Origin of the sequence: Streptomyces griseus (assembly GCF_900460065.1) — a bacterium.
Classification (GTDB): domain Bacteria; phylum Actinomycetota; class Actinomycetes; order Streptomycetales; family Streptomycetaceae; genus Streptomyces; species Streptomyces griseus.
In genome coordinates this window covers 90,110-114,877 of sequence record NZ_UAVD01000033.1, presented here as the reverse complement: position 1 = coordinate 114,877, position 24,768 = coordinate 90,110, and the positions used below count along the sequence as shown (strand labels likewise).

Here is a 24,768-nt window from a genome sequence, read left to right as displayed (position 1 = left end):
GCACCCCGGGAACCGCCCGGTGGTTCACCTGGCCACGGCCCGGCAGTAGGCCTCGTCGCCGGCCAGGAGATTGCGGTGGGTGTCCTCGGCGGTGATGACCCCCTCGTCGAGGACGAGCACCCGGTCCGCGGCGTCCAGGAGCGCCGGACTGCTGGTGAGCACGAGGGTGGTCCGGCCCTTGCGCAGCTTCGCGACGTTGCGGGCGATGAGCTGTTCGGTCACCGCGTCGACGGCCGTCGTCGGGTCGTGCAGCACCAGCACGTCGGTGTCGGCGGCCAACGCGCGTGCCAGCGAGAGCCGTTGCCGCTGCCCCCCGGAGAGGTTCGCGCCCCGGTCGCGGATCGCGTAGTCGAGTCCCTCGCGGTGGAGGGCGACGACATCGGTGAGCATGGAGGCTTCGACGGCCGCCTCGATGCTCCGGCCGCTGCCCGACGGGTCGATGTTCGTCCGGAGCGTGCCGGCGAAGATCTCCCCGTCGTAGGGATTCACCAGCAGATGCTCGCGGACCGCCTCGATCGACAGGTCCGCGATCCCCCGGCCGCCGACCCGCACCGCCCCCTCGTACGTGTGGGGAGCGACGTTCACCGCGAGGACGGCGGCCAGATCGGCGGCCGCGCGCGGCTGGTACGCCGCGATCGCCACGAACTCCCCTGCCGGAAGCGTGAATCGGACCCCGCGAAGGGTTCCGTGGCGGAGGTCGTCGACCTCCAGGTCACCGCCGGGCCGCGGGCGCTCGGCGCCCGGTTCCGTCACGGGCGGCGCGGTCAGCACGAGGGCCATGCGCTCGGCCGAGGCGCGGGCGATCATCACGTACTTGGGCATCTCCGAGAACATCTTGAGCGGTTCCATGATGAACTGCGCGAGGCCCACGGCCATGACGAGTTCTCCGATGGTGATCCGGCCCTCGAAAGCCAGCCAGCCCGCCGTCAGCGAGACGGCCGCGGCGAGGACCGCGTTGAGCGCGAGCGCGGTGCCGGCGTAGACGCCGTTCACCCGGGCGACGGTGATCGCCTGCCGTTCGGCGTCCGCGCTGACCCTGCGGTAGGAGCCGAAGGCTGCGTGGTTGCCGCCGAAGCCGTGCAGCGGGCGCAGCCCGACGATCAGGTCGGCGACCTTGGCGCCCGCCCGCGCCACCCGGGCCTGCTGCTCCTGCGTACTGGCTCCGATCCGCTTGGACATGACGGCGAGGACCGACAGGATCGCGACGGTCCCCACGATCACCAGCAGGCCCAGCCGGAGGTCCGCGAGACCGAGGGCGACCGCCGCGACCGCGACGGCGACCAGGGAGCTGATCAGCAGGGGCACCACCTCGATGATGTCCGCGGTCTGGTCGGCGTCCTCGGTGGCGATGGTCAGGATCTCGCCGGATTTGAGGTCCACGTCCCTGGCCACCGGCTGGAGTCCGCACGCGGCCACCTGTACCCGCCAGCGGTGCGCCTCGGTGGTGTTGGCCTTCTGCAGCACGCGCATGCCGAACCGCCACGACAGGGACACCGTCGTGATGATCACGGCCAGCGAGCCGATCGAGACGCCGAGCGAGCCGAGGCTGCGGTCCTGCATCGTGTGCTCGACGATCAGTCCGAGAGCGATGGGGAACGCGGTCTCGGCCGCCTGGTACAGGCCCATGAGGACGGTGCCCGCGATCATGGCGCCGACGTTGCGGCGCAGTGCCGTCCGCAGGATGGCGGCCCCCGGGCGGGGGCTCTCGGTGTCAGGAGTGTTCATCGGTTTCAGGAGTTCTCATCGAGGTGGCGGGCGACGGCTTCCGGGGTGCGCAGGGTGAACAGGTCGCGGATGGTGATGACAGGACCGTACTCGCGTCGGAGGAGTCCGATCAGCCGCACCGCCAGCATGGAGTGCCCGCCGAGGGAGACGAAGTCGCCGACCGCGCTGACCTCGTCGTCGTCGAGGTCGAGCGCCTCGGCGAAGAACTCGCAGACGGCGATCTCCGTCCCGGTCTCCGGGCCGCGCTCCCCCGCCGTGGTCAGCGCGCCCAGCGGCCTGGCCTCCGGCAGCGCCTTCGTGTCGGCCTTGCCGTTCACGGTCAGCGGGATGCCGTCCACCCGGGCGTAGTGCGTGGGGCGCAGGAAGTCCGGCAGCCCGCCGCCCACCTCCTCGGCGACCCGCGCCAGGTCCGCGGAGTCGGCGAGGACCAGATAGGCGGCCAGGCGGTGGGCGCCGTCCACCCCCGGGTCGGGCTGGGCGACGGCCGCGACGAAGCGGACCGCCGGGTGGGCCGCGAACACCGCCTCGACCTCGCCGAGTTCGACCCGGTGGCCGCGGATCTTGACCTGTTGGTCGGTGCGGCCGAGGTAGGCGATGTTCCCGTCGGGCCGGCGGATCACCAGGTCCCCGGTGCGGTACATGCGCTCCCCGGGGCGGCCGAAGGGACAGGCGACGAAGCGGTGCGCGGTCTGGGCGCTCCGGCCCAGGTAGCCGCGGGCGATGCCGACGCCGGCCACGTACAGTTCGCCGGGCACTCCGGCGGGCAGTGGACGCAGCCAGGGGTCCAGGACGTACACGTCGGTGTTGTCGATGGCCACGCCGACCACCGGGTCCTGGCATTCGAAGGTGCCGACGCCGAGGGTGTTGATGGTGTACTCGGTCGGCCCGTACAGGTTGTAGCCGACCGTGCCGTCGGTCTCCGCGAGCCGTTGCCACAGCGTCGGGGTGACCGCCTCACCGCCCAGCAGGACCAGTGCGGGCCGCCTCCCGGGGTCGTCCAGCAGCCCCTCCGCCACCAACTGCTGGGCGTAGGTCGGCGTCACGTTGACGACGTCGATGCCGTGCTCGACGCAGTACGCGACCAGCCGGGGGGCGTCACGGCGCAACTCCTCGTCGCAGATGTGTACTTCATGGCCGTCGGCCAGCCACAGCAGCTCCTCCCACGACATGTCGAACGCGAAGGACACGGTGTGCGCGATCCGGAACACCCGGTGACCGTGTTCGGCGAGGACGGGCGCGAAGATCCGTCGCTGATGGTTGATCAGCATGTTGGTGAGGCCGGCGTACTCGGTCACCACGCCCTTGGGCTTCCCGGTCGAACCGGAGGTGTAGATCGTGTACGCGGGATGGCGCAGCCGGTCCGGGTCGTCCGGCGCGAACGTGGTGTACGGCTCGGCCTCCGGCAGCGGACGGTCCAGTTCGATCAGTTCGCCGTCGAGCCGGGGCGACACCGCGCTCACGGTGAGGATCACCTCGGGGCGGGCGTCCTCGACGATGGCGGCGATCCGCTCGTCCGGGTGGTCCAGTTCCAGCGGCACGTAGGCGGCCCCGACGCGCAGCACCGCGAACAGGGCCGCGATCCAGTCGAGGGAGCGCGGGATCGCCAGACCCACGGTCGTCTCGGGTCCGATACCGCGCCGGGCGAGGACGCCCGCCACGGCCCGGCTGCGCTCCCGGAGTTCGGCGAAGGTCATGGTGGCGCCGTCGGCGACGAGCGCGACACGGCCCGGGTCACGCTCGGCCGCCAGGTCGAATCGGTCGACGACGGTGTCCGTGCCGACCTCGGTGCGCACGGCCGGTTCGGGGTCCGGGCCCAGGCCGCGCAGCGCGCCCAGCGGCCCGGTGGCCCGCGCGAGGTCCTCCAGGACGCGCAGGTAGTCCTCCAGGAGTCGGTGTGCGCCGTCGGGGTCGCCGTGGCGGTGCTCCAGCTTGACCGTGAGCCGGTCGCCGGGGGTGATGACCCAGGTGTAGGGGTAGTGCGTGGAGTCGTCGGCCCGGACCTCGGTGATGCCGTGGCGGGCGTTCATCTCGGCGAACGCTTCCGGGTCCAGGAAGTTCTGGAGGACGAACAGGTTGTCGAACAGGGTGTCGTGCCCGCCGGCCCGCTGGATCTCGCCGAGCCCCAGGTGCTCATGGTCCATCGCCGCCACCCGCGCAGCCTGTACGGACGCGAGGTAGGCGTCGACCGAGTCGTCGGGCCGGGCCCGGGTCCACAGGGGGACGGTGTTCAGCAGGACGCCGACGATGTCGCCGTGCCCCTCGCCCTCGCGGCCCGACACGGTCACGCCGAAGACGGCGTCGCCGCGGCCGGTTCGGGCGCCGAGGAGGAGGCCGAAGGCGCCGGTCAGGACCGTGTTCAGCGTGACGCCCCGGGTCCGCGCCGCTTCGCGCAGCAGCTCGGAGAGTTCGGCGGACAGGGTGCGTACGAGCGGTCGCGGCAGTTCCTCGGTGAGGTCCGGGGCCGGTCCGGCGAGCAGCGTCGGTCCCGGCAGGCCCGCCAGGTGCTCGGCCCAGAAGCGCTCGGAGGGCGCCGGGTCCCTCGCGGCGAGCGCGCGGGCGTACTCCTCGAAGCCCGGCGCGGCCGGCGTCGTGTCCCACGGCCGGCCCGCCACCACCGCCTCGTACGCGTCGAACAGGTCGCGCAGCAGGATCTCGCGGGACCAGCCGTCCCAGAGCAGCAGGTGGTAGCTGAGCAGCAGGCCGTCGCGGCCGTCGGGCAGCCTGACGACGGTCAGCCGGAGGAGCGGCGGCTCGCCCGGGTCGAAGCCCTGCTCGCGGTCCCGGGTGCGCAGGGCCTCGGTCTCGGCCTCGGTCGCCGGCTCGACGGTGCGGACGGCGACCCGCCGGCCGGCCCGGAGGACCTGGACCGGGTTGCCGTCGTCGTCCGTGGTGAAGCCGGCGCCGACGACGGGGTGGCGGGTGATGACGTACGCCATCGCCTCGGCCAGCGCGTCGGCGTCCAGGCGCCGGTCGAAGGCGAAGTAGCTCTGGGCGACGTAGTGTCCCGCCGGTCCGGCCAGTTGGGCCTGGAAGAACAGGCCCCGCTGGAGCGGGGTGACCGGTGCGGTGCGCTCGGCCGTCCCGGAGGCGTTCCCGATCTGTTCGAGTGCGGCGAGCCAGTGCTCGGTGATCGCGTCCGGGATGCCGTCGGCGAGGGTGAAGGCCGCGTGGAGGCGGCCGGTGGCCGCATCGGTCCAGGCGTTGACCTCGACGGCGTAGGGGCTGCTCCGGTCGCCCACGGTGATCGGCAGGGCGTCCGACTCGCCGCCCCGGCCGAGGTAGTTGAACAGGACCTGCGGCTGGGCGGTGAGCAGGGGTGAGGTCTGCGGGTTGAGGTACCTGAGGCGGCCGTAGGCGACGTGGCCGTCCTCGTCCGGCTGGCGTTCGGTGATCTCGCGCGCCGCGGCGACGGGGTCGGTGTGGGCGGTGAGGCGTACGGGGGCGATGGAGGTGAACCAGCCGACGGTGCGGGAGTAGTCGTGGTGCTCGGCGGCCGGGACCCGGCCGTGCCGCTCCAGTTCGACGGCGAGGTCGGTGGGTTCGGTCTGGATGCGGGTCAGCGCGGTGCGCAGGGCTCCGCACAGCAGCTCGGTGAGTCCGAGACCGAGCGCGCCGGGTGCGTCGCGGGTCACCCGGTCGCTCGCGTCGGGCCGGAGGACGGCCGTCCGCTCACGGTGGCCGCGGACGGTGCCCAGCAGGGCCGGGGCCCGGAGGGCGGTGATCCAGTGGCCGAGGTCGTCGGTCTGTTCGGCGGTCCGTACGGCGAGGGCTTCGGCGTAGGCGGCGTAGGGGGTGGTCGGCTCCGGCAGGGCCGCCCCGGTCAGGGCGGTGGCCAGGTCGTCCAGGAGGATCAGCCAGGACACCGTGTCCACGGCGATGTGGTGGACGGTGACGACCAGGGTGCGGTGCGCCGCCAGCCAGGAGAACGCGATGACGTCCCCGGTCTCCGGGTCGAGCCGCCCGGCGGCCTCGTTCGCCGCGGTGGCGGCGTCGGAGGCGTCCGGGGTGTCGACGCCTGCCTCGCGGGCGGGTTCGGTGCGCAGGGCCCACACGCCGTGCTCGACGCGCAACCGCAGACGCAGGGCCGGGTGCGCTGCCACGAGGGCGTTCGCCGCGCGCCGGATGTCGTCGAGTCGGGTGCCCGCGGCGACCGTCACGGCCCTGGCCTGGGCGAAACCGGAGAGCGGTGCGCCCAGCTCCCGCCGGCGCAGGATGATCGGCGTGGGCGGCAGGGGTCCGTCCGCAGGGCGGGACGGCGGCGTCGGCACGGCCGGGGAGTGGTCGGCCACCCGGCCGGCGAGGGCGCGGGGCGTCCGGAGCAGGAAGACGTCCCGGGGTGTGATCCGCAGGCCGAGCGCCCGGGCCCGGTTGATCACGGTGATGGCGACGATGCTGTCGCCGCCCGCGCCGAAGAAGTCGGTGTCGGCGTCCACGGTGGCGCCGGGGAGCGTTTCGGCGAAGATGCCGGTCAGGGTGGTGAGTGTGGAGCCGTCGGTGGGCCGCGGAAGCTCCCGCGGGCGATCGGCGTGCTGTGCGGCCCGCTCTCTCAGCGCCCCGCGGTCCAGTTTGCCGTTGACGGTCAGCGGCAGGGTGTCTGTCGGCAGCACCAGGCCCGGCACCATGTGCGCGGGCAGCTTGGCGGCGAGCAGCCGGGTGAGGTCGGCGGGCGGGACGCCGACGACGTGGGCGACCAGGTGGTCGCCGCCGTCCGCCACGGTGACGGCCGCGTCGACGACGCCGTCGAGCTCCCGTACCGCGCTCTCCACTTCGCCCGGCTCGATCCGGAAGCCCTTCAGCTGCACCTGGTCGTCGGCGCGCCCGACGAACTCCAGCTCGCCGTCGAGCGTGCGGCGGGCGAGGTCGCCCGTGTGGTACATGCGGGAGCCGTCGGAGGCGAACGGGTCGGCCACGAACCGCTCCGCGGTGAGTCCGGGGCGCCCGAGGTAGCCGAGGGAGAGTTGCCCGCCCGCGACGTAGATGGCGCCCACCCGGCCCGGGGGCACCGGTCGCAGCCGGTCGTCGAGCAGATGGACGGTCAGGCCGGGGACCGGTCGTCCGATGGGGCCCGCGTCGTCGCCCCGGGTGAAGTCCTCGTCCGTCAGGACCCGGTGGGTGACGTGGACGGTGGTCTCGGTGATGCCGTACATGTTGACCAGTTCGGGCGCGCTTGTCCCGTGCCGCTCCACCCAGCCGCGGAGCCGGCCGAGGTCGAGCGGCTCGCCGCCGAAGATGACGCGGCGCAGCGTCGTGACCGGCTCGTCCGCGTGCAGGTCGGCCTCGATGAACCGGTGGAAGGCGGACGGGGTCTGGTTGAGCACGGTCACGCCGCGTTCGCGGACCAGCCGGTGGAAGTCGACCGGCGAGCGGGTCAGCGCGTAGTCGGGGACCAGCAGTTCGCCGCCGTGCACGAGGGTGCCCCACAGCTCCCAGACGGCGAAGTCGAAGGAGAAGGAGTGGAACTGGACCCCGACGTCGTGCGGTCCGAACTCCACGTCGTCACGCGTGTTGGCGAGCAGCGTCGTCACCGCGGAGTGCGGGACGACGACTCCCTTGGGCCGCCCCGTGGAGCCGGATGTGTAGATGACGTAGGCGGGGTCCCCGGGAGCGACGGCGGGGAGGCTGCCGGTGTCCAGGGGGTGCTGGTCGCCCTGGACGAGCACCCGGGCGCGCACGCCCGCCCGGTCCAGCAGCCGGGTGAAGCGGGCCCGCTGCTCCGGGTCCACGAGGACGACCTGCGGGGCGGAGTCGGCGAGGACGTACTCCAGTCGCTCGTCCGGATAGGCGGGGTCCAACGGTACGTAGGCGCTTCCGGCGGTGACCGCGGCGAGCAGGGCGACGACCTGTTCCAGCGACGGCGGGACGGCGACGGCGACCCGGTGCCCGGGTCCGGCCCCGGCCGCGCGCAGTACGGCGGCCAGTTCGTCCTTGGCGTGGGCGAGTTCGCCGTAGTCGAGGGAGCGGGTGGTGCCGTCCAGCGCGCACTGGGTGACGGCGGTGGCCGTCGGGTCCCCGAGCGCGGCGGCGTCGAACAGCTCGACCAGGGTCGTCGATCCCTCGTGCGCCGGGGCGTTGCCGGGGGCGGCGACCAGCAGGTCGACCGGGTCGTCCGGGCGCCCGAGCAGCCCGGTGAGGTTCCGGGTGAACGTGTCGAGGATCGCCTCGGCGCCCTCGGAGCGCAGGAGGCCGGCGTCGTGGATCAGGTTGAAGCGCGTTCGGCCCTCCGGAGCGCGCTCCACGACGAGTGTCAACGGGTAGTGCGGAGCGCCCTCGTTGACGATCTCGGCGATGGTGAGGGTGTCGTCCGGGCGGCGCAGGGCGGCCACGTCGGTCGCGATGTCGAAGACGACCAGCGTGTCGAAGATCGGGCCCGTGCCGACCAGCCGGCTGATCCGGGCGAGGGAGACGTGCTGGTGCGGCAGGACCGCCCCCTGGTGACGCTTCACGGCGTCGAGCAGGTCGTACGCCGTGTCGTTCGTGGTCCAACGGGCGCGCACGGGAATGGTGTTGATGAGGAGGCCGACCATGTCGCGGATGCCGGGGACCTCGGCGTCCCGTCCGGAGACGGTGGAGCCGAAGACGACGTCCCTGCTGTGCAGGATGGACCCGAGGGTCGCCGCCCAGGCGCTGTGCACGGCGACGCTCAGGGACGTTCCGGCCGAACGTGCGGCGGCGTCGATGTCGTCGGCGGGTTCGGCCGAGACGTCGGCGAACCGCTCGGAGGGGGTGTGTCCCTCGGCGACCAGGGAGGGACCCGGCAGTCGGGCGAGTTCCTCACGCCATACGCGGTCGCTCTCGTCCTGGTCGCGTCCGCGGAGCCAAGCCACGTAGTCGCGGTAGCCGCCGATCGGGTACACCGATCCCGGCGCGTGGTACTCGGCGAGCAGGGTGCGGAGCATCGGCGGCACCGACCAGCCGTCGGCGATGATGTGGTGCACGGTCTGCACCAGGACGGTGCGGCGGTCTCCGGCGCGGACGAGCGTGTAGCGCGTCAGTGGCCCGGCGGCGAGGTCGAACCCGGCCCTGCGGTCCTGTTCGGCGAGGTCGCGGATCTCCTCGTCGGTGAGTCCGGGGCGGTCCAGGGTGGTGAAGGGCGCGGTCCTGCCGGTCTCGACGACGGAGACGACCCGGCCGTCGGCGAGCGCCGTGAAGCGGGCGGCCAGGTTGGGGAAGAGGGCGAGGAGCCGGGTGGCGGCCGCGGCGAGGCGGTCGGCGTCCACGTCGCCGTCCAGGGTCAGCACCTGCTGCTCGACGTAGGCGCCCGTGGCGTCGTCGTCGTAGACGGTGTGGAAGTAGAAGCCCTCCTGCAACGGGGTCAGCGGCAGGATGTCGTGGAGCGCCGGCCCGTCGAGGGCGTCGACGTCGGCCTGGGTCAGTGGCACCAGCGGGAAGTCGCTGGGCGTGTGGCCACCGTCGTCGAGCGCGGCGAGCGAGGTGAGGGCGGAGTGGAAGTGGTCGCCGAGTGCGGTGATGTCCTCCTCGGTGAAGAGGCCGTCGGGCCAGGAGATGGTGGTGACCAGTTCATAGGCGCCGCTCGCGTCGGGTTCGGCGATCGCGTTGAACTCCAGGGCGCGCGGCAGCCGCATCGACGGGTCGCGCCTCTCGCCCAACTGCGCTTCGGAGGTGCTGCGTTGCCAGTCGTCGGAGGCCCCGGCGGCGAAGCGGCCCAGGTAGTTGAAGAGGACCTGCGGCGCGGGGCCGACCGGCCCGTCCCCGGCCAGGTGGCGCAGGGCGCCGTAGGAGACTCCGTTGCTCGGTACGCGGGCGAGGTCCTCCTTGACCGCTTTGAGGGCGGCGGACAGGTAGGCGGGGTCGGTGGGGTCGGGCGCCGGTCCGGGATCCACGACCACCGGGAACAGGGTGGTGAACCACCCCACGGTGCGCGACAGGTCGGGATCGAATCCGGCGGCGGCCGCCACGGACTGTCCCTCGCGGCCGTGCCCTTCCAGCTCGATGTGGGCGAACGTCTGGTCCTGCCCCCGGTCGCGGCGCAGGCGGGCGAGGGCGACGGCGAGGGCGGTCAGCAGGACGTCGTTGACCCCGGCGTGGAACTTCGCGGGGATCTCGCCCAGCAGCGCGGCGGTGGTCTGGGGGCCGACGGTGACGGTGCGGGTCCGCTCCCGTGCGACGGTGTCGGCAGCCGTGAGCGCACGCCTGCCGATGGGCGCGTCGGCGGCGGGCAGCGGTGCGGCGTAGTGCGCGCGGTCGGTGTCGAAGGACGTGCGGCCCAGCAGCTGGGTCCAGCGCCGGAACGATGTGCCGACCGGGGGCAGGTCGACGGGTGCGCCGGTGGAGTGCTGCTGCCAGGCCGTGGCCAGGTCGTCCATCAGGATGCGCCAGGAGACCCCGTCGATGACCACGTGGTGGGCGACCAGCACGAGTTGGCGTGCCGCGCGGCGCCAGACGGCGCGGAGCATGACGCCGTTGTCCGGGTCGAGCGCTTCGGTGGCCAGGGCGACGCACTCCGTCGGCGGGGCGTCGCTCTCCTCCCAGCAGGGCGGTGTCTTCCCGGCCGGCGGGATGTCGAAGCCCCAGCGTTCGCCGCGGACCAGCTTGGCACGGAGCATGTCGTGCCGGGTGAGCACGGCGGTGAGCATGGTGTCGAGGGCGTCGGCGGTCAGCTCCGCCGGGGTGTTGAGGACGACCGACTGGACGAAGCCGTCGATCGCGTCGGTGGTCCGGCCCAGCCACTGCACGATGGGCGAACCGACGACGGTGCCGGTCGCGACGTCCCCGTGGTCGACGGCGGCGACGGACTCGGCGCTCGCCACCGCCGCCAGCGCGCCGACGACGGTGTGGGTGAAGATCTGTCGCGCGCTCACATGGAGGCCGGCCTCGCGCAGGGCGCTGAGGAGGGAGATCGCCAGGATGCTGTCTCCGCCGAGCTGGAAGAAGTCGTCGTCCGCGCCGACGCTGTCCAGCCGCAGCACCTGGGCGACCGCCTCACGGACCAGGCGCTCGTTCTCGGTGGCGGGCGCCACGAAGGCCCCGGTGCCGACGGCGGGTTCCGGCAGCGCCCTCCGGTCGATCTTGCCGTTCGCGGTGAGCGGGAACTCCGTCAGTACGACGAGGTGGGCCGGCACCATGTACTCGACCATGGCCTCCGCGGCCCACGCCTTGACGTCGTCCGCGCTCAGGTCCTGGTGGCCGCCGGACGGGATGACGTATCCGATCAGGTAGGTGCCGCCCACCGAGTTCTTCCTCGCGACGACACAGGTGTGCCGTACGCCGGGGTGTTCGGCGAGGGAGGCCTCGACGTCCTCCAGCTCCAGCCGCATGCCGCGGATCTTGACCTGGTTGTCGGCGCGGCCCAGGAAGTCCAGCGAACCGTCCGGGGCGTAGCGGGCCAGGTCGCCCGTCCGGTACAGCCGGGAACCGTCCGACGCGAAGGGGTTGGCGACGAAACGGGAGGCGGTGAGGCCCGGCGCGTTCACGTATCCGCGGCCCAGGAGGAATCCGCCCGCGTACAGCTCGCCGCCGACGCCGACCGGCACGGGCCGCAGTTCGTCGTCGAGCACGTACAGCTGGGTGTTGGGGTTGGCCCTGCCGATGGAGGTCGACAGGCGTGTCGCGACCCCCCGGTAGATGACGTGGGAGACGCCGATGGTCGTCTCCGCGGGGCCGTAGCCGTGGTAGAGGGGGATGCCGAGGCGGTCGCGGAACCGCTCGTACAGCTCGGGGGTGAGCACCTCGCCGCCGCACCACACGTGCCGCAGGCAGTCGAGGCGGCCGGAGTCGCCCGCGATCTCCAGGAGGACGTCCAGCATGGACGAGACCAGGTAGGTGAAGGTGACGCGCTGCTCGGCGATGACGGAGAGCAGGTGGTGCGGGTCGCGTTCGCCGCCGGGGCGCAGGACCACGAGCCTGCCGCCGGTGACGAGGGGCAGGAAGATCTCGTTGACGGAGATGTCGAAGGAGAGCGGGGCCTTGAACAGCGACGCGTCGTCATGGCCGAAGTGCAGGATCTCGGCGGACTGCCACAACAGGCGTTCGCTGATCGCCTCGTGCCGGATCATGGCGCCCTTGGGCCGCCCGGTGGAGCCGGACGTGAAGATCACGTAGGCCAGGGAGGCCCCGGGGACGCTCACCTCGGGCGCGTCCCCGGGGTGGGCCCCGTACGTCCAGTCGCCGAGGTCGACGCGGACGGCGTCCGGCTCCCCCGCTTCGGCCTTGCCGGTGGAGTTGAGCTGCAGCACGGCCCGGGCGTCCTCGACGACGACGCTCCTGCGGGTCGCGGGCCACTGGGGGTCGAGGGGCACGAACGCGCCCCGGGCCTGGAGCACGGCGAGGAGGCCGACGACCATCTCGGCGGATCGGCCGAGGGAGATGCCGACGACCTGTTCGGCGCTCAGGCCCCGTTCGATGAGATGGTGCGCCAACTGGGCGGACAGCCGGGCCGCTTCGCGGTAGGTCAGCGTTCGGTGCTCGTCGACGACGGCGACGGCGTCGGGCCGCAGGCGCGCCTGTTCGCGGAACATCTCCATGACGGTCGGTCGGACCCGGTCGGCCCGGGTGTCGTTCCAGCGGGCCAGTTCCTCGGCCCGGGCACGGGGGTCCGACGGGCCTATGGTGCCGAGGGGCCGGTCGGGGAAGTCGGCCAGGTCGTCGAGGGCCCGCTGGGCGCCGGCCGGGTCGGCCCCGGCCGGCAGGACGACCGCCGGACCCGCGGTGTCCGCGGGCCCGCCGCTCCTCGGACCGGTCCTGTGGTGGATCCGTTCGAGGACGTCGGGAAAGGGCGTGGCGGGTGTCAGCTCCAGGTCGTCCGGGGCGATGCCGGCCGCCCAGTACGCGAGGGCGACGGTGCACGCTTCGACGATGGTCGGGTCGCTGTAGTCGCCGAGCCTTCGGCGTACGGCGGCCAGCCGGGTGGGGGAAAGTTCCAGGCGAGAACCGTTCGGTTCGGACATCGAAGTCTCAGCACCCTTCCGCGGTATGCGAATCGACCCGGCTCCCGGCCGGAATGCGCTCAACTGCCCTCTCGCCAGGCACGCCACAGCCGGGCGTACTGGCCGCCCAGCTCGACCAGTTCGCTGTGCGTTCCCTCCTCCACCACGCGCCCCGCGTCCAGCACGGCGATCCGGTCCGCCGCCATCGCCTGGGTCAGCCGGTGGGCCACGAACAGCGTGGTCCGGCCGGAGCAGGCGGCCAGTACGGCGCGTTCCAGTTCGGCAGCGCCCTCGCTGCCCGCCTCCGCGGTCGACTCGTCGAGCACGACCACGGGCGACCGGCCGAGCACCAGCCGGGCCAGGGCGATCTGGGCGACCTTGGTGACGTCCAGGCGTTCGCCGCCCTCGCCGACCGTGGTCTCCAGCCCGTCGGGGAGCTGGTCCAGCCATCCCCCGGCGCCGACCGTGCGCAGCGCGTTCCGCAGTTCGTCGTCGCTCGCGTCGGGTGCGGCGAGCCGCAGGTCGTCGGCGAGCGGTCCGGAGAAGACATGGGTCTCCTGGGTCAGGATGCTGACCAGGGCGCGCGCGCCGGCCTCGTCCGTCGCCGCGAGGTCGTGCGTCCCGATGCGCACCGACCCCGCCTGTGGCCTCCCGATGCCGGCGACGAGCGCGGCCAGGGTCGACTTGCCGGCGCCCGTCGCCCCGACCAGGGCGAGGGAGCCGCCGGCCGGGATGGTCAGGGAGACGCCCCGCAGGACCGGGTCCTCGGCCCCCGGGTAGGTGAACGTCAGGTCCCGCACGGCGACGGCGTGGGGCGCGTCGCCGGCCGCGGCCACCGAACCGTCGCCCACCAGCCGGGGCTCGGAGGGCTCCGAGAACACGCCGACCAGCCGGGTGAGGCTGGCGCCGGACTTCTGGGCCTCGTCGAAGGTGAACATGATGGCGCCGAGCGGGGTGAACAGGCGGTGGAACATCAGCGGGGCGGCCGACACCTCGCCCAGCGTGGCGGCGTCCGCCTCCAGCAGGGCGTAGCCGACGACCAGGATGAGGACGAGGCCGATGAACTCGGCCCGGTTCTCCCGGCCGACGAACCGTCCGAAGAAGCGGAACACCTCGACGCCGAGATTCCGCACCCGCCACGACTGGCTGGTGACCTGCTCGCGTACGGAGTCCTCCATGCGGTAGGCCCGGACCGTGTCGATGCCGTTCAGTCCGCTGATCAGGGCCTGCGCGCGATCGGCCTGGGCCACCCGCTGCTCGCGGTAGAGCGGCGCCGAGCGGGGCAGGTACCAGCGGAGCGCCAGCGCGTAGGCGGGGAGGGCGCCGGCTCCCGCGAGGCCCAGCCGCCAGTCGAGACCGAACATGCCGATCGTCGCGATGACCACCAGGACCCCGGCCGAGAACACCGTGGGGATGGCCGTGCGGATGCCTTTGGAGATCACGGCCACGTCGTCGCCGACGCGCGAGAGCACGTCCCCCCGCCCCACCTGCTCCACGCGTGCGCTCGGCATGCCCAGAACCGCTCGCACGGCTTCCTCGCGGAGGCCTGCGAGCAGCTCGGCGCCGAGTCTCCCGATCAGGTAGGTGGAGGCCGCGGAGGCCGCCGCGCCCAGGAGCGCCGCCCCCACCATCAGCACCCCGACGGTGAGCAGTATCGAGCGTGGCTCTCCCCCGACCACCCCGTCGACGACCCGGCCGAGGAGCAGCACCGGGAGGACCTGGAGCGCGGCCCCCGCCACCGTGGTGAGCACGGTGGCGGCGGTCAGCCACGGCGCCCGCCGGCAGTGCTCGACCACCCAGTGGGCGGCCTGGCGTCCGGTGGCCGTGCGCAGGGTCGTCCCGGCGACGGGGGTTGCGGTGACCGTCACCCGGATACCACCGGTCCGCGTCGGGGAAGGGAGCCTCGGATCGTCATCGCTACTTGACCGAGGCGACGAGTTCGTCGATCGCGTACGGCAGCGAGAGCAGGGTGCCCTGGGACATCGCCGCGCCGATCGCCGGGCCCTCGCTGTCCAGCAGGTAGGAGACCTTGCCGTTCTTGACGGCCGGGAGGTTGTTGAACAGCTCGAACTTCTTCAGCGCTTCGGTGTCGGCCTTGTCGTTGATGACGAAGATCCGGTCGACGTCGATGAGGTCGATGCGCTCGGGCGAGAGCTCGGTGGAGAATCCGCCGTCCGCGATCTTGTCGATCTCGCCCTGGTAGGTGAATCCGGTGCCCGTGATCAGGCGGCCGCGCACGTCCGTTGAGGTGAACGCGGAGATCGAGTCCTTGTACCAGGACAGGGCGACGGCCTTCTGTCCGCCGAACTCGGGGTGCGCCTTCTTGGCGGCGTCCAGCTTGGTCTGGATGCCCTTGACCAGTTCGGCGCCCTCCTTCTCCTTGCCGAGCGCCTTGGCGATGTGCACCGCGTTGTCCTGCCACGGGGCGCTGAAGAGTTCCTTCTCGCCCTTGGTGCGGCCCACGGTCGGGGCGATCTTGGAGAGCTTCTCGTAGGCCGCCTTGTCGACCTCGGAGTAGACCGCGATGATCAGGTCCGGCCGCAGGGAGGCGATCTTCTCGAAGTTGGGGCCCGCGTCGCCGTTCTTCATGACGACCTCGGGACGGGTGTCGCCCCACTGGTCCTTCACCCAGGGCCACTGGGTGTTGATGTCGGGTGTCTGACCGGCCGGGTTCGGGTACTGGTCGACCATGCCGACCGGCTTGACGCCGAACGCCAGGACGGCCTGGTCGTCGGTGTAGCCGACGGTGACGACCCGCTCGGGGGCCTTGCTGACCTCGGTGGATCCGAACGCGTGCTCCACCGTGACGGGGAACGCGCCCCCGGCGGCGGGGGTGTCGTCGTTCTTCTTCTCGTCCGCCGCATCGGTACCGCAGCCCGCGAGGAGAGCCACGCCGAGGGTCGCGGCGGTCACGGTCGCGGCCAGCCGCTGCCACGGCTTCACCAGCGTCGTTCGATGGAGAGACATCCGGATTCCCTTGCTTTCGCACTGTCCACTGCGCCCCGGTTCGAGGGCAGCCAGACTGTACCCCGAGCAAGTGAGGCCAGCCTAGCCTAACCGTCTAACTTTCCACCGGTCAGGACGAGTTGTGTCCGTCGGCCGGTCAGCGGCCCTACCGGGCAGGCCCGTTGCACGGATCGTGCCGCACATGTGTGCGGCCGATCGGCACGATGAGCGGGCGGTCCCCCACCGGATCCTCGATCACCTCGGCCCGCAGCCCGAACGCCTCGTGGAGCAGTTCGGCGGTGATCACGTCCCGGGGGTGTCCCTGCGCCAGGACGGCTCCCGCCCGCATGACGACGAGGTTGTCGCTGTAGCGCGTGGCCAGGTTGAGGTCGTGCAGGACCATGACCACGGTGCGCCCGGACTCGTGCAGGTCGTCGACCAGGTCGAGTACGTCGATGGCGTGGGCCAGGTCCAGGTAGGTGGTCGGCTCGTCGAGCAGCAGCAGGTCGGTGCCCTGAGCGAGGGTCATCGATATCCACACGCGCTGGCGCTGGCCGCCGGACAGCGAGTCGACGGGCCGGTCGGCCAGCTCCGCCACCCCGGTCATGGCCAGCGCGCGCCGCACCACGTCCGCGTCGTCCGACGACCACTGCCGCAGCCAGCTCTGGTGCGGGTGGCGCCCCCGGGCGACCAGGTCGGCGACGGTCAGCCCCTCCGGCGCGACCGGCGCCTGCGGCAGCAGTCCGAGCTTCTTCGCCACGTCCCTGGTACGGAGCCTGCCGATGTCCTCGCCGTCCAGCACGACGGAGCCGCCGGCCGGTTTGAGCAGCCGGCTCAGGGTCCGGAGCAGGGTGGACTTCCCGCACCCGTTGGGGCCGATGATCGTGGTGATCACCCCGGGGGGAACGGTGACGTCGAGCTGGTCGATGACCGTGCGGTCCCCGTACCCGACGGTGATGCCCCTGGCCGCCAGCCGGGGGACGTCCTCGACGCCCGCTGCGGTCCGGGCGGTGAACTGAGCTGCCACTGGGCCCCCTTGTTGAGGTCAGCCTTACTTCTACCATCTACCGGAGGTTCGCCCGTACCAACAGGTAGACGAGGAAGGGCCCCCCGATCACCGCGGTGACCACCCCGACCGGCAGACCGATCGGCAGCGCCGCGCGGGCGATCAGGTCGGAGCCGATCAGCAGCAGCGCGCCCACCAGGCCGGAGGCGATCAACGGGGGTGTGGGCCAGCGCGCCAGACGCATCGCCACCTGGGGTGCCACCAGGGCGACGAACGGCACCGGACCCGCCGCGCTCACGCCCACCGCGGCCAGCAGGACGGCGCTGAGCAGCAGGACGGCCCGGACCCGCGCGAACCGTACGCCCAGCCCGGCGGCGACGTCGTCCCCGAGGTGCATGGGCTTGAACGGGAAGGCCACCGCGGCCACGACGGCCAGCAGGACGAGCGTGCCCCAGAACGCCACCCGGACCTCGTCCCAGCTCCGGGCGTCCAACGAGCCGATCAGCCACACCTGGGCGCGCGCCACGTCCCGGATGTCGGCGGAGGCCAGCAGCCAGACCGTGACGGCCTGCATCATCGCGGTGACCGAGATGCCGATGAGGATGAGCCGGAAGCCGTCGATCCCGCGCCGCCAGGCGAGGAAGTACACCAGCAGCCCCGTGCCGAGACCGCCCAGGAGGGCCGCCGAGGACAGCCCGAGCGAACCGGCGATCGCCGCGGCGGTCCCGCCCGTGGTCGTCACCAGGAACACCGCGACGGCGCCGGCGCCGCTGGTGATCCCCAGGATGTCCGGGCTGGCGAGCGGATTGCGCGCCACGGACTGGGTGATGGCCCCGGAGACGCCCAGGGCGATGCCCACGATGAGGCCGGCCAGCGCCCGGGGCAACCGGAGATCCATGATCACGAACTCGTCGACCTGTTCGCCCCGGCCGAAGAGGGTGGCGACGACCCGGGAGAGTCCGATGGGGAAGTCGCCGACGGCGATGGAGAGGCAGAAGACCAGGAAGGCCGCCGCCGCGAGCACCAGCGTGACCAGGACGAGCCAGGGGCGCCAGACGAACGACACCTGGCCGAGCCGTACGCCCGGCGGCATCGACGCCCGCACGTCGGTTCCGCGCCCGGGCTCCTGGACTTTCCTCATGCGCTCATCGACCCGCCTCATGCGTTCCTGAACTTTCCCCGCCACACCAGGATCGCGAAGAACGGGGCTCCGAGCAGGGCGACGACGACGCCCGACTCCAGCTCCGCCGGCCGCACGACCAGGCGGCCCACGATGTCGCAGACCAGCAGTACGCCGGCGCCGAGCAGCCCCGCGTACGGCACCAGCCAGCGGTAGTCGGGCCCGGTCAGATAGCGGGCCACGTGCGCCACCATGAGCCCGAGGAAGGCGATGGGGCCACTGGCCGCCGTGGCGGCCCCCGCCAGCAGCGTGATGGCGACGATGCCGATGGTCCGGCTCACCGCGATGTTCACCCCCAGGCCGCGCGCCACGTCGTCGCCCAGGTTGAGCAGGTTGAGGGCGGGCAGCACGATCAGCGCCAGGACCAGCCCGACGGCGATGAACCCCGACACCGGGCCGATGACGTCGAAGCCGACGCCGGCGACGGAACCGGCGTTCCAGAAGCGCAGCGCGTTCAGCGACTTCTGGTCGGACAGGGCCACCGCCGTGGTCATCGCCGCGAGGAACACCGTGACGCCCTGCCCGGCCAGGGCGAGGGTCAGCGGATTGCCCGCGCCCCTGCCGATGCTGGCCAGGCCGAAGACGACGACGCCGGCGATCCCCGCGCCCACGAAGGCGAACCAGACGTACTGCAACGGGTCGGCGAACCCGAACAGGGCGATGACCGACACCACGGCGAAGGAGGCTCCGGCGTTCACACCCAGCAGCCCCGTGTCGGCGATCGGGTTGCGCGTGTACCCCTGGATCAGCGCGCCGCCCACGCCCAGGGCCAGGCCCGCCACGATCGCGAGGACCGTGCGGGGCACCCGCACGGTCTGCACGATGAGCCGGATCTCGGTGAGCTTCTGGTCCGGCTCGGGGTCCGCGAACAGCCCGTGCCAGACCTCGCCGGGGCTCAACGCGCGCGCCCCGACGGCCAAGGACATCGCTGCCGCGATCACCAGCGCCGCCGCGAGGACGCCCAGCCCGACGACCCGCCGTCGGCGGGTGTCGCTCGTCCCCCCGGGCACGGGGCGCTCCACCTCAGTCGTGAACATGTCGAGGAACGATATCCCTTTGATCGGAGCGGTTCGGCGGGGCCCGCCCGGCAGGCCGCCGGGCGGGCGGAACGCCGAACTCCTGGCGTTTCGAGGACAGTCCTCAGCGGGGGGCGGCCCCGCCGGAGCCCTCGGCCACCGGCCGGGACTCGTCGGAGGTGGACTTGACCCGGCGGTCCAGCAGGGAGTCCAGGATCTCGCCGACCCGTATCGCGGTGTTGGAGAGCAGCGAGGTGGTGATGCCGTGCGTGTGCTCCGTACCGCCCTGGAGGTAGATGCCGCAGCGCAAAGCGGGGTCGGTCACGATCCGGTAGTCGCGCTCGACCCGCACGCGGCCGGCCTCGTCACGCCGGCAGCTCCCACCGACCTCGCCGAGGACGCCGAGCGGGTCGGCGGGGCTGTATCCGGTGGCGAACACCACGACGTCGGCGTCCAGTTCGGACTCCTCGTCGGTCACCAGGGATCTCACGGTCGCCCGGACCCCGTCGGCCGTCTCCTCGACCCCGGTGACCCGGGACACGTTGAGGAAGCGCAGCCGTTCGGTCCCCAGGACCTTCTCGCGGTACATCTGGCGGTAGAGGTCGTCGATCAGATCGATGTCCACCACGGAGTAGTTGGTGTTGCCGTGGTAGGCCATCAGGCGGCTCTTGACCTCCTCGGGGGCGGCGAAGTAGTCGTCGACCGCGTCGGGGTCGAAGATCCGGTTGGCGAAGCTGCTGTCGTCGGCGGGGCTGTAGCCGTAGCGGGAGAAGACCGCGCAGACCTCCGCGTCCGGGAAGCGGCGGTGCAGGTAGGCGACGTTCTCGGCGGCGCTCTGGCCGGCGCCGACGACGACGAACCGCGAGGGCGAGCCGCTCTCCAGGCCGTCGACCTTCCGCAGCAGGTCGGAGTTGTGCCAGACGCGTTCGCCGCGTTCCACGCCCTCGGGCATGAGGGGGCGCAGACCGGTTCCGATGACGAGGTTGCGGGCCCGGTGGACAGCCACTCCCGCGCCCGACCGGACGGTCACGTCGAGGTACTCCACCGTCCCGTCGTGCACGTACGGTGCGACGGCGACGACCTCGTGGTCGTAGGAGACCAGGTCGTCGACCTTGGCCGCGGCCCACTCGAAGTAGTCGTGGAACTCCACCCGCAGCGGGAAGAGGTTCTTGTGGTTGATGAAGTCGATCAGCCGGCCCTTGCTCTGCAGGTAGCAGAGGAAGCTGAACTCGCTGGCCGGGTTCCGCAGCGTCACCAGGTCCTTGAGGAAGGAGACCTGCATGGTGGCGTCGTCGATGAGCATGCCGCGGTGCCAGCCGAAGCTCGACTGCTGCTCGAAGAAGTGGGCGGTGACCGAATCCTGCCTGCCGACTTTGCTGTTGTGCTCGCTGAGCGCGATCGCCATGGCCACATTCGACGGGCCGAAGCCGATGCCGATGAGGTCGTGGACCAGTGGTGTGTCGCCAGGAAGAACCTGTGACATGTCACTCCCATTCGTCTGGGAAAGTCGCCTGTCAGGCGTGTGGTTGATGGCGGAAGGAGGGCAGGCCGACGGAACTGCCCTCCTCGACTTAGGTGAGCCTAAGCTGGCCAACAAGCCTTGTCGATAGGGCAAATGAGGTGACTGATTACTGACGGCACGTCATGCATGGCCGACGGTATGCGGTGTTGCCGACTCAGGTGAGGCTTGCTTTACTTGCCCGGCCCATCCCTGCCCCGAGGAGGAACCCATGCGGGTCGTCATGTTCGGTTACCAGACCTGGGGACACCGCACCCTGCAGGCCCTCCTCGATTCCGAGCACACGGTGGTGCTCGTCGTGACGCACCCCAGGAGCGAGCACGCCTACGAGAAGATCTGGAGCGACTCCGTCGCCGATCTCGCCGAGGAGCACGGGGTCCCCGTCCTCACCCGCGAACGGCCGGACGACGAGGAGCTGTTCGAGCGTCTCAAGGAAGCGGACGCCGACATCATCGTGGCCAACAACTGGCGGACCTGGATACCGCCGCGCATCTTCGGCCTCCCCCGCCACGGCACCCTGAACGTCCATGACTCGCTGCTGCCGAAGTACGCCGGATTCTCACCGCTGATCTGGGCGCTGATCAACGGCGAGAGCGAGGTCGGCGTCACCGCGCACCTGATGGACGAGGAGCTCGACGCCGGGGACATCGTCCGCCAGGAGGCCATCGCCGTCGGTCCGACGGACACGGCCACCGACCTCTTCCACCGGACCGTCGACCTCATCGCCCCGGTGACCATCGGCGCCCTCGACCTCATCGCCTCCGGACAGACGGAGTTCACCCCGCAGGACCGGTCGCGGGCGACCTTCTTCCACAAGCGGGCCGCCGAGGACATCCGCATCGACTGGAACTGGCCCGCCGAGGATCTCGAACGGCTGATCCGCGCCCAGTCCGCCCCCTACCCCAGCGCCTTCACCTTCCACCGGGGCCGGAGGCTGGAAGTCCTCTCCGCCGTCGTCTCCCAGAACCGCTACGGCGGCACGCCCGGCCGGGTGTTCTACCGGGAGGGCGAGGGCGTGGTGATCGTCGCCGGCGCCGACGCCCGCACCGGCCGCAACCACGGTCTCGCGATCACGCGCGTACGGACCGAGGACGGCCGCGAGCTGCCCGCGACCGAGTACTTCACCTCGATGGGCGGCTACCTCACCGCCCGCCCCTGATCCGGGGGACGGCTGCCGCCGCTCAGCGGACCGGGTCGGAGCGCCGAACCGCCGGGGAATCGAGACGGACCAGCCGGTACCCCTTGAGCTCGGCCTTCTTCTTCCGGCCCGGCGACGTGGTCCGACGCCGCGCGTTCTGCGCCGCGCCGAACAGCGCGCCGAGCCGGGGGTTACCGCGCCTGAGGCGGTAGAAGGCGTCCCGCTTCGCCCCCACCAGAGCACCCACCGCGACGAACGGCACCCCGTCCAGGATGGCGTCCAGCGCCATCCTGAGCACGGCCGGGTTGGCCGTGACGTCCGGCACCACGTCATGCACGTGCGCCAGGGACCTGGCGGCCGAGAGTGCGGCGTCGAAGACCGGGTCCTCGGCCCGCCAGGACGCGAGCAGCCGCTCGGAGATCCCGGCCGCGGCGGCGCAGCCCTCGGCTCCGAGCCCCATGGCCGCGGCCCGGACCGCCTCGGCCCGCCGTTGCGCCTTCTCCTCCTTCAGGGACATGCCCGGCCGCAGGGCCTCCCCGAGAGCACGCTCCGCGGCCCGCGCGGCTTCCAGCCCGGCCACCACGGTCTCGGCCCAGCCATCCGGCCGCTCGCCCGCCATGTCGCCCACCGGTCGATCGCTCAAGGGACCGCTCCTCTCTCACGACATGAGTTGTTTAAGGTGCAACCTTATGCGTGGAGTCCGCGGCGAGAGCGGCGGGGATGCCCGGGCGCGCGGGACCGGTCGCCGACGGGTCTCCCCGGCGCCCGATCAGCCCGCCGTCGCCGCCTCGCCCCAGCCCAGGGGGTGCGGTGCCCCACCGCCGTCCGGCAGCGGGGCGGGCGGCTCGCCTCCCGCCCGGTTGAAGTCGGTGAGCGCTTCGATGAGCGCCGTCCGCCGGAGCGGGTCCAGGCGTTCGACGATCGCCGCGATCTCCTGACGTCGGCGCGCGGTGACGTTCCCGACCGTGCGGCGGCCCTCCTCCGTGAGCCGGAGCAGCGTCTCCCGGCGGTTGTCCGGGTTGGTCTGCCGGTCCGCGAGGCCCGCCGCGATCAGCCGGTCGACCATGCGCATCGCCGTGGACGGCGCCACGCCCAGCGACTCCGCCAGCGCCACGAGCTTGGTGTCCCCCCGCGAGGACAGCACCACCAGCATCCGGAACTGCGGCAGCGTCACCCGCTCCTCGACGTCCGCCAGCGAGCGCGCCGAGACCGCGACCAGCAACCGCGACGCCGTCAGCACCGCCCCGGTCACGGCGTCCACATCGTCCATGTGCTCCGCGGGAGCCGCCTTCCTGGCCATGGCACCTTTCTACCCTGCTCCCGGTGGGGCGCGCCCCGCCCCCTCGCCCCCGCACTTCTCCAATTTTTAGCCTGTGCAAAGCTTGCACAGACGAAAAGTCGAACCGGGGTCCGCCGTGCGCCGTCGGCTCCCGTTCGCGTTCGGAGGAGGTGTGGTGATGACGCCAGGACACCGGGGCGGTCGCAGCCGCCCGCCGCTGCCGCGCGGCTGGCGGCGCCGCCTGGCCCGGCTGCCCCTGTCCTTCTACCGGGTGGGCCTCGGACCGGTGTTCGGACGACGTCTGCTGCTCCTGCGCCACACCGGCCGGAACAACGGCCTGGACCGTCGGGTGGTCCTGGAGGTCGTCGCGCACGACCGCGAGGAGGGGACCTGGTTCCTGGCTTCCGGTTCCGGTCCCGGGGCCGCGTGGTACCTCGATCTGCGCGCCTCGCCGAAGACCACGATCCAGTTCGGGAACCGCCACTACGCCGTCACCGCCCACTTCCCGAGCGCGGACGAGGGCGGCGAGATCATGGCCCGCTACGCCCCGGCCCACCCCCGCACCGCCCGCCGGCTCCTCGCCTTCACGGGGCTCGACGTCGCCGACGGCAGCACCGACGCCTATCGGCGGGCCGGGCGCGCCATCCCCTTCGTGCGCCTCGACGCCGCGCCCGGCCAGCGGGTGCGCTGACCGGGACGGCTGACACGCCCTCACGGACCCGTGACGTGTGCGCGCCGCGCCCGGCCCGACGGCTCGCCGGGCCCTAGCGTGGCGGTCATGCGCGTACTGGTCACCGGCGGAGCCGGGTTCATCGGGTCACATGTCGTCGCCGCACTCACCGCCGCCGGGCACGAGAGCGTGGTGCTGGACGCCCTGCTGCCCTCGGCCCACCCCGGCCCGACACCCCCAAAGCCGCCGGCCGACCGGGTGGTGGTCGGGGACGTCCGGGACCGGGAGGCGGTGGCGGACGCGCTGGCCGGGGTGGACACCGTGTGCCACCAGGCGGCCATGGTCGGCCTCGGCAAGGACTTCGCCGACGCCCCCCTGTACGTCGGGTGCAACGACCTCGGTACGGCGGTGCTGCTGGCGGAGATGGCGACCGCCGGGGTCCGGGACCTGGTGCTGGCGGGGTCGATGGTGGTCTACGGCGAGGGCCGCTACGCCTGCCCCCGGCACGGCACGGTCCGCCCCGGACCGCGCGCGGAGGCCGATCTGCGGGCGGGGAGCTTCGAGCCGCGCTGCCCGGACTGCGGGGCGGAACTGACGCCCGGTCTGGTGGGCGAGGACGCGCCCGCGGATCCGCGCAACGTGTACGCGTCGACGAAGCTGGCCCAGGAGCACCTGGCCGCCGCGTGGACCCGCGCGACGGGCGGCCGGGCGGTGTCGCTGCGCTACCACAACGTGTACGGGCCGGGGATGCCGCGCGACACCCCGTACGCCGGTGTCGCCTCGTTCTTCCGCTCGGCCCTGGCACGCGGCGAGGCCCCCCGGGTCTACGAGGACGGGGCGCAGCGGCGCGACTTCGTCCACGTCCACGACGTGGCGTCGGCGAACGCGGTGGCCCTGGAGGCGGTACGGGAGCGCCGGCCCGCGTCCTTCGCCGCGTACAACACGGGCAGCGGCGAGCCGCACACCATCGGCGAGATGGCCTCCGCGCTGGCCCGCGCGCACGGCGGGCCGGACCCGGTGGTGACCGGGGAGTACCGCCTCGGCGACGTCCGCCATGTCACGGCGGACTCGCGGGCGCTGCGCGAGGAGCTGGGCTGGCGGCCCCGGGTCTCCTTCGCCGAGGGGATGAGGGACTTCGCCGCGGCCCCGCTGCGTGGTTCGGCGGGCCAACAAGAGGAGTCGGCGGCCCGCCGCGGGGCGAGCGCCGTGACGCTGTCGGGAGCATGACCGGAAACGCCGTCCCCCGGTCCGGGGCGTGACGGAGAAGGGCCGCCGCCCGGGACGTCGCGCGCCACACGGCACGCCCGGCGTGCGCCTCGACGATGCCGCCTATGACGGCGGGCCGGGGCCCGCCCGGACGGGCGGGGTTGCCCCGCCGACCGGTGCCGGAGACCCGGGCGGGTCCT

The 24,768-nt window shown here is 72.5% G+C and carries 13 protein-coding genes; 3 read left to right on the top strand and 10 right to left on the bottom strand.

Features of this window, described 5'->3' with window-relative positions; translation table 11 throughout:
• Positions 1-24 precede the first annotated feature (24 nt).
• The 8 genes from DTB53_RS24875 to DTB53_RS24840 form a co-directional block, all read right to left on the bottom strand.
• Positions 25-1,725: an ABC transporter ATP-binding protein gene (locus DTB53_RS24875; RefSeq protein ID WP_012382154.1), complete on the bottom strand. Its 1,701-nt coding sequence runs from the start codon at positions 1,723-1,725 to the stop codon at positions 25-27.
• A 5-nt stretch (positions 1,726-1,730) separates the two neighbouring features.
• On the bottom strand, positions 1,731-12,629 hold the full coding sequence (locus DTB53_RS24870) for a non-ribosomal peptide synthetase (protein WP_012382153.1): 10,899 nt from the start codon (positions 12,627-12,629) through the stop codon (positions 1,731-1,733).
• Positions 12,630-12,688: 59 nt separating this feature from the next.
• Positions 12,689-14,476 (bottom strand): ABC transporter ATP-binding protein, encoded by a 1,788-nt coding sequence (locus tag DTB53_RS24865; RefSeq protein ID WP_012382152.1) that lies wholly within the window; start codon positions 14,474-14,476, stop codon positions 12,689-12,691.
• Between the two features lie 49 nt (positions 14,477-14,525).
• On the bottom strand, positions 14,526-15,575 hold the full coding sequence (locus DTB53_RS24860) for an iron-siderophore ABC transporter substrate-binding protein (RefSeq protein ID WP_012382151.1): 1,050 nt from the start codon (positions 15,573-15,575) through the stop codon (positions 14,526-14,528).
• Between the two features lie 145 nt (positions 15,576-15,720).
• Complete coding sequence (locus tag DTB53_RS24855) at positions 15,721-16,581, bottom strand: ABC transporter ATP-binding protein (RefSeq protein WP_003971031.1); 861 nt, start codon at positions 16,579-16,581, stop codon at positions 15,721-15,723.
• Between the two features lie 37 nt (positions 16,582-16,618).
• Positions 16,619-17,701 (bottom strand): FecCD family ABC transporter permease, encoded by a 1,083-nt coding sequence (locus DTB53_RS24850; RefSeq protein ID WP_236586349.1) that lies wholly within the window; start codon positions 17,699-17,701, stop codon positions 16,619-16,621.
• Positions 17,702-17,718: 17 nt separating this feature from the next.
• Positions 17,719-18,777: a FecCD family ABC transporter permease gene (locus tag DTB53_RS24845; protein WP_012382149.1), complete on the bottom strand. Its 1,059-nt coding sequence runs from the start codon at positions 18,775-18,777 to the stop codon at positions 17,719-17,721.
• A 103-nt stretch (positions 18,778-18,880) separates the two neighbouring features.
• Positions 18,881-20,239 (bottom strand): lysine N(6)-hydroxylase/L-ornithine N(5)-oxygenase family protein, encoded by a 1,359-nt coding sequence (locus tag DTB53_RS24840; protein WP_012382148.1) that lies wholly within the window; start codon positions 20,237-20,239, stop codon positions 18,881-18,883.
• A 247-nt stretch (positions 20,240-20,486) separates the two neighbouring features.
• On the opposite strand from DTB53_RS24840, the gene DTB53_RS24835 reads away from it, so the two are divergent.
• Positions 20,487-21,434, top strand: a complete 948-nt coding sequence (locus tag DTB53_RS24835) for a methionyl-tRNA formyltransferase (protein WP_012382147.1) — start codon at positions 20,487-20,489, stop codon at positions 21,432-21,434.
• 22 nt (positions 21,435-21,456) lie between these two features.
• Here the strand turns inward: DTB53_RS24835 and DTB53_RS24830 are convergent, their stop codons facing one another.
• Both DTB53_RS24830 and DTB53_RS24825 read right to left on the bottom strand, forming a co-directional pair.
• Complete coding sequence (locus DTB53_RS24830) at positions 21,457-22,056, bottom strand: hypothetical protein (protein WP_012382146.1); 600 nt, start codon at positions 22,054-22,056, stop codon at positions 21,457-21,459.
• A 126-nt stretch (positions 22,057-22,182) separates the two neighbouring features.
• Positions 22,183-22,713 (bottom strand): MarR family winged helix-turn-helix transcriptional regulator, encoded by a 531-nt coding sequence (locus DTB53_RS24825; protein WP_012382145.1) that lies wholly within the window; start codon positions 22,711-22,713, stop codon positions 22,183-22,185.
• Positions 22,714-22,870: 157 nt separating this feature from the next.
• On the opposite strand from DTB53_RS24825, the gene DTB53_RS24820 reads away from it, so the two are divergent.
• Both DTB53_RS24820 and DTB53_RS24815 read left to right on the top strand, forming a co-directional pair.
• Positions 22,871-23,383 (top strand): nitroreductase family deazaflavin-dependent oxidoreductase, encoded by a 513-nt coding sequence (locus tag DTB53_RS24820; RefSeq protein WP_012382144.1) that lies wholly within the window; start codon positions 22,871-22,873, stop codon positions 23,381-23,383.
• An 87-nt stretch (positions 23,384-23,470) separates the two neighbouring features.
• Positions 23,471-24,589, top strand: coding sequence for an NAD-dependent epimerase/dehydratase family protein (locus DTB53_RS24815; RefSeq protein ID WP_012382143.1), 1,119 nt, complete (start codon positions 23,471-23,473; stop codon positions 24,587-24,589).
• Positions 24,590-24,768: the final 179 nt, after the last annotated feature.

What these genes read in the sequence shown, in the direction of transcription:
- DTB53_RS24820 (WP_012382144.1), top strand. Translation starts at nt 22,871, where the DNA reads ATGACGCCAGGACACCGGGGCGGTCGCAGCCGCCCGCCGCTGCCGCGC.
- DTB53_RS24825 (WP_012382145.1), bottom strand. Translation starts at nt 22,713, where the DNA reads ATGGCCAGGAAGGCGGCTCCCGCGGAGCACATGGACGATGTGGACGCC.
- DTB53_RS24870 (WP_012382153.1), bottom strand. Translation starts at nt 12,629, where the DNA reads ATGTCCGAACCGAACGGTTCTCGCCTGGAACTTTCCCCCACCCGGCTG.
- DTB53_RS24815 (WP_012382143.1), top strand. Translation starts at nt 23,471, where the DNA reads ATGCGCGTACTGGTCACCGGCGGAGCCGGGTTCATCGGGTCACATGTC.
- DTB53_RS24835 (WP_012382147.1), top strand. Translation starts at nt 20,487, where the DNA reads ATGCGGGTCGTCATGTTCGGTTACCAGACCTGGGGACACCGCACCCTG.
- DTB53_RS24850 (WP_236586349.1), bottom strand. Translation starts at nt 17,701, where the DNA reads ATGAGGAAAGTCCAGGAGCCCGGGCGCGGAACCGACGTGCGGGCGTCG.
- DTB53_RS24860 (WP_012382151.1), bottom strand. Translation starts at nt 15,575, where the DNA reads ATGTCTCTCCATCGAACGACGCTGGTGAAGCCGTGGCAGCGGCTGGCC.
- DTB53_RS24840 (WP_012382148.1), bottom strand. Translation starts at nt 20,239, where the DNA reads ATGTCACAGGTTCTTCCTGGCGACACACCACTGGTCCACGACCTCATC.
- DTB53_RS24845 (WP_012382149.1), bottom strand. Translation starts at nt 18,777, where the DNA reads ATGTTCACGACTGAGGTGGAGCGCCCCGTGCCCGGGGGGACGAGCGAC.
- DTB53_RS24875 (WP_012382154.1), bottom strand. Translation starts at nt 1,725, where the DNA reads ATGAACACTCCTGACACCGAGAGCCCCCGCCCGGGGGCCGCCATCCTG.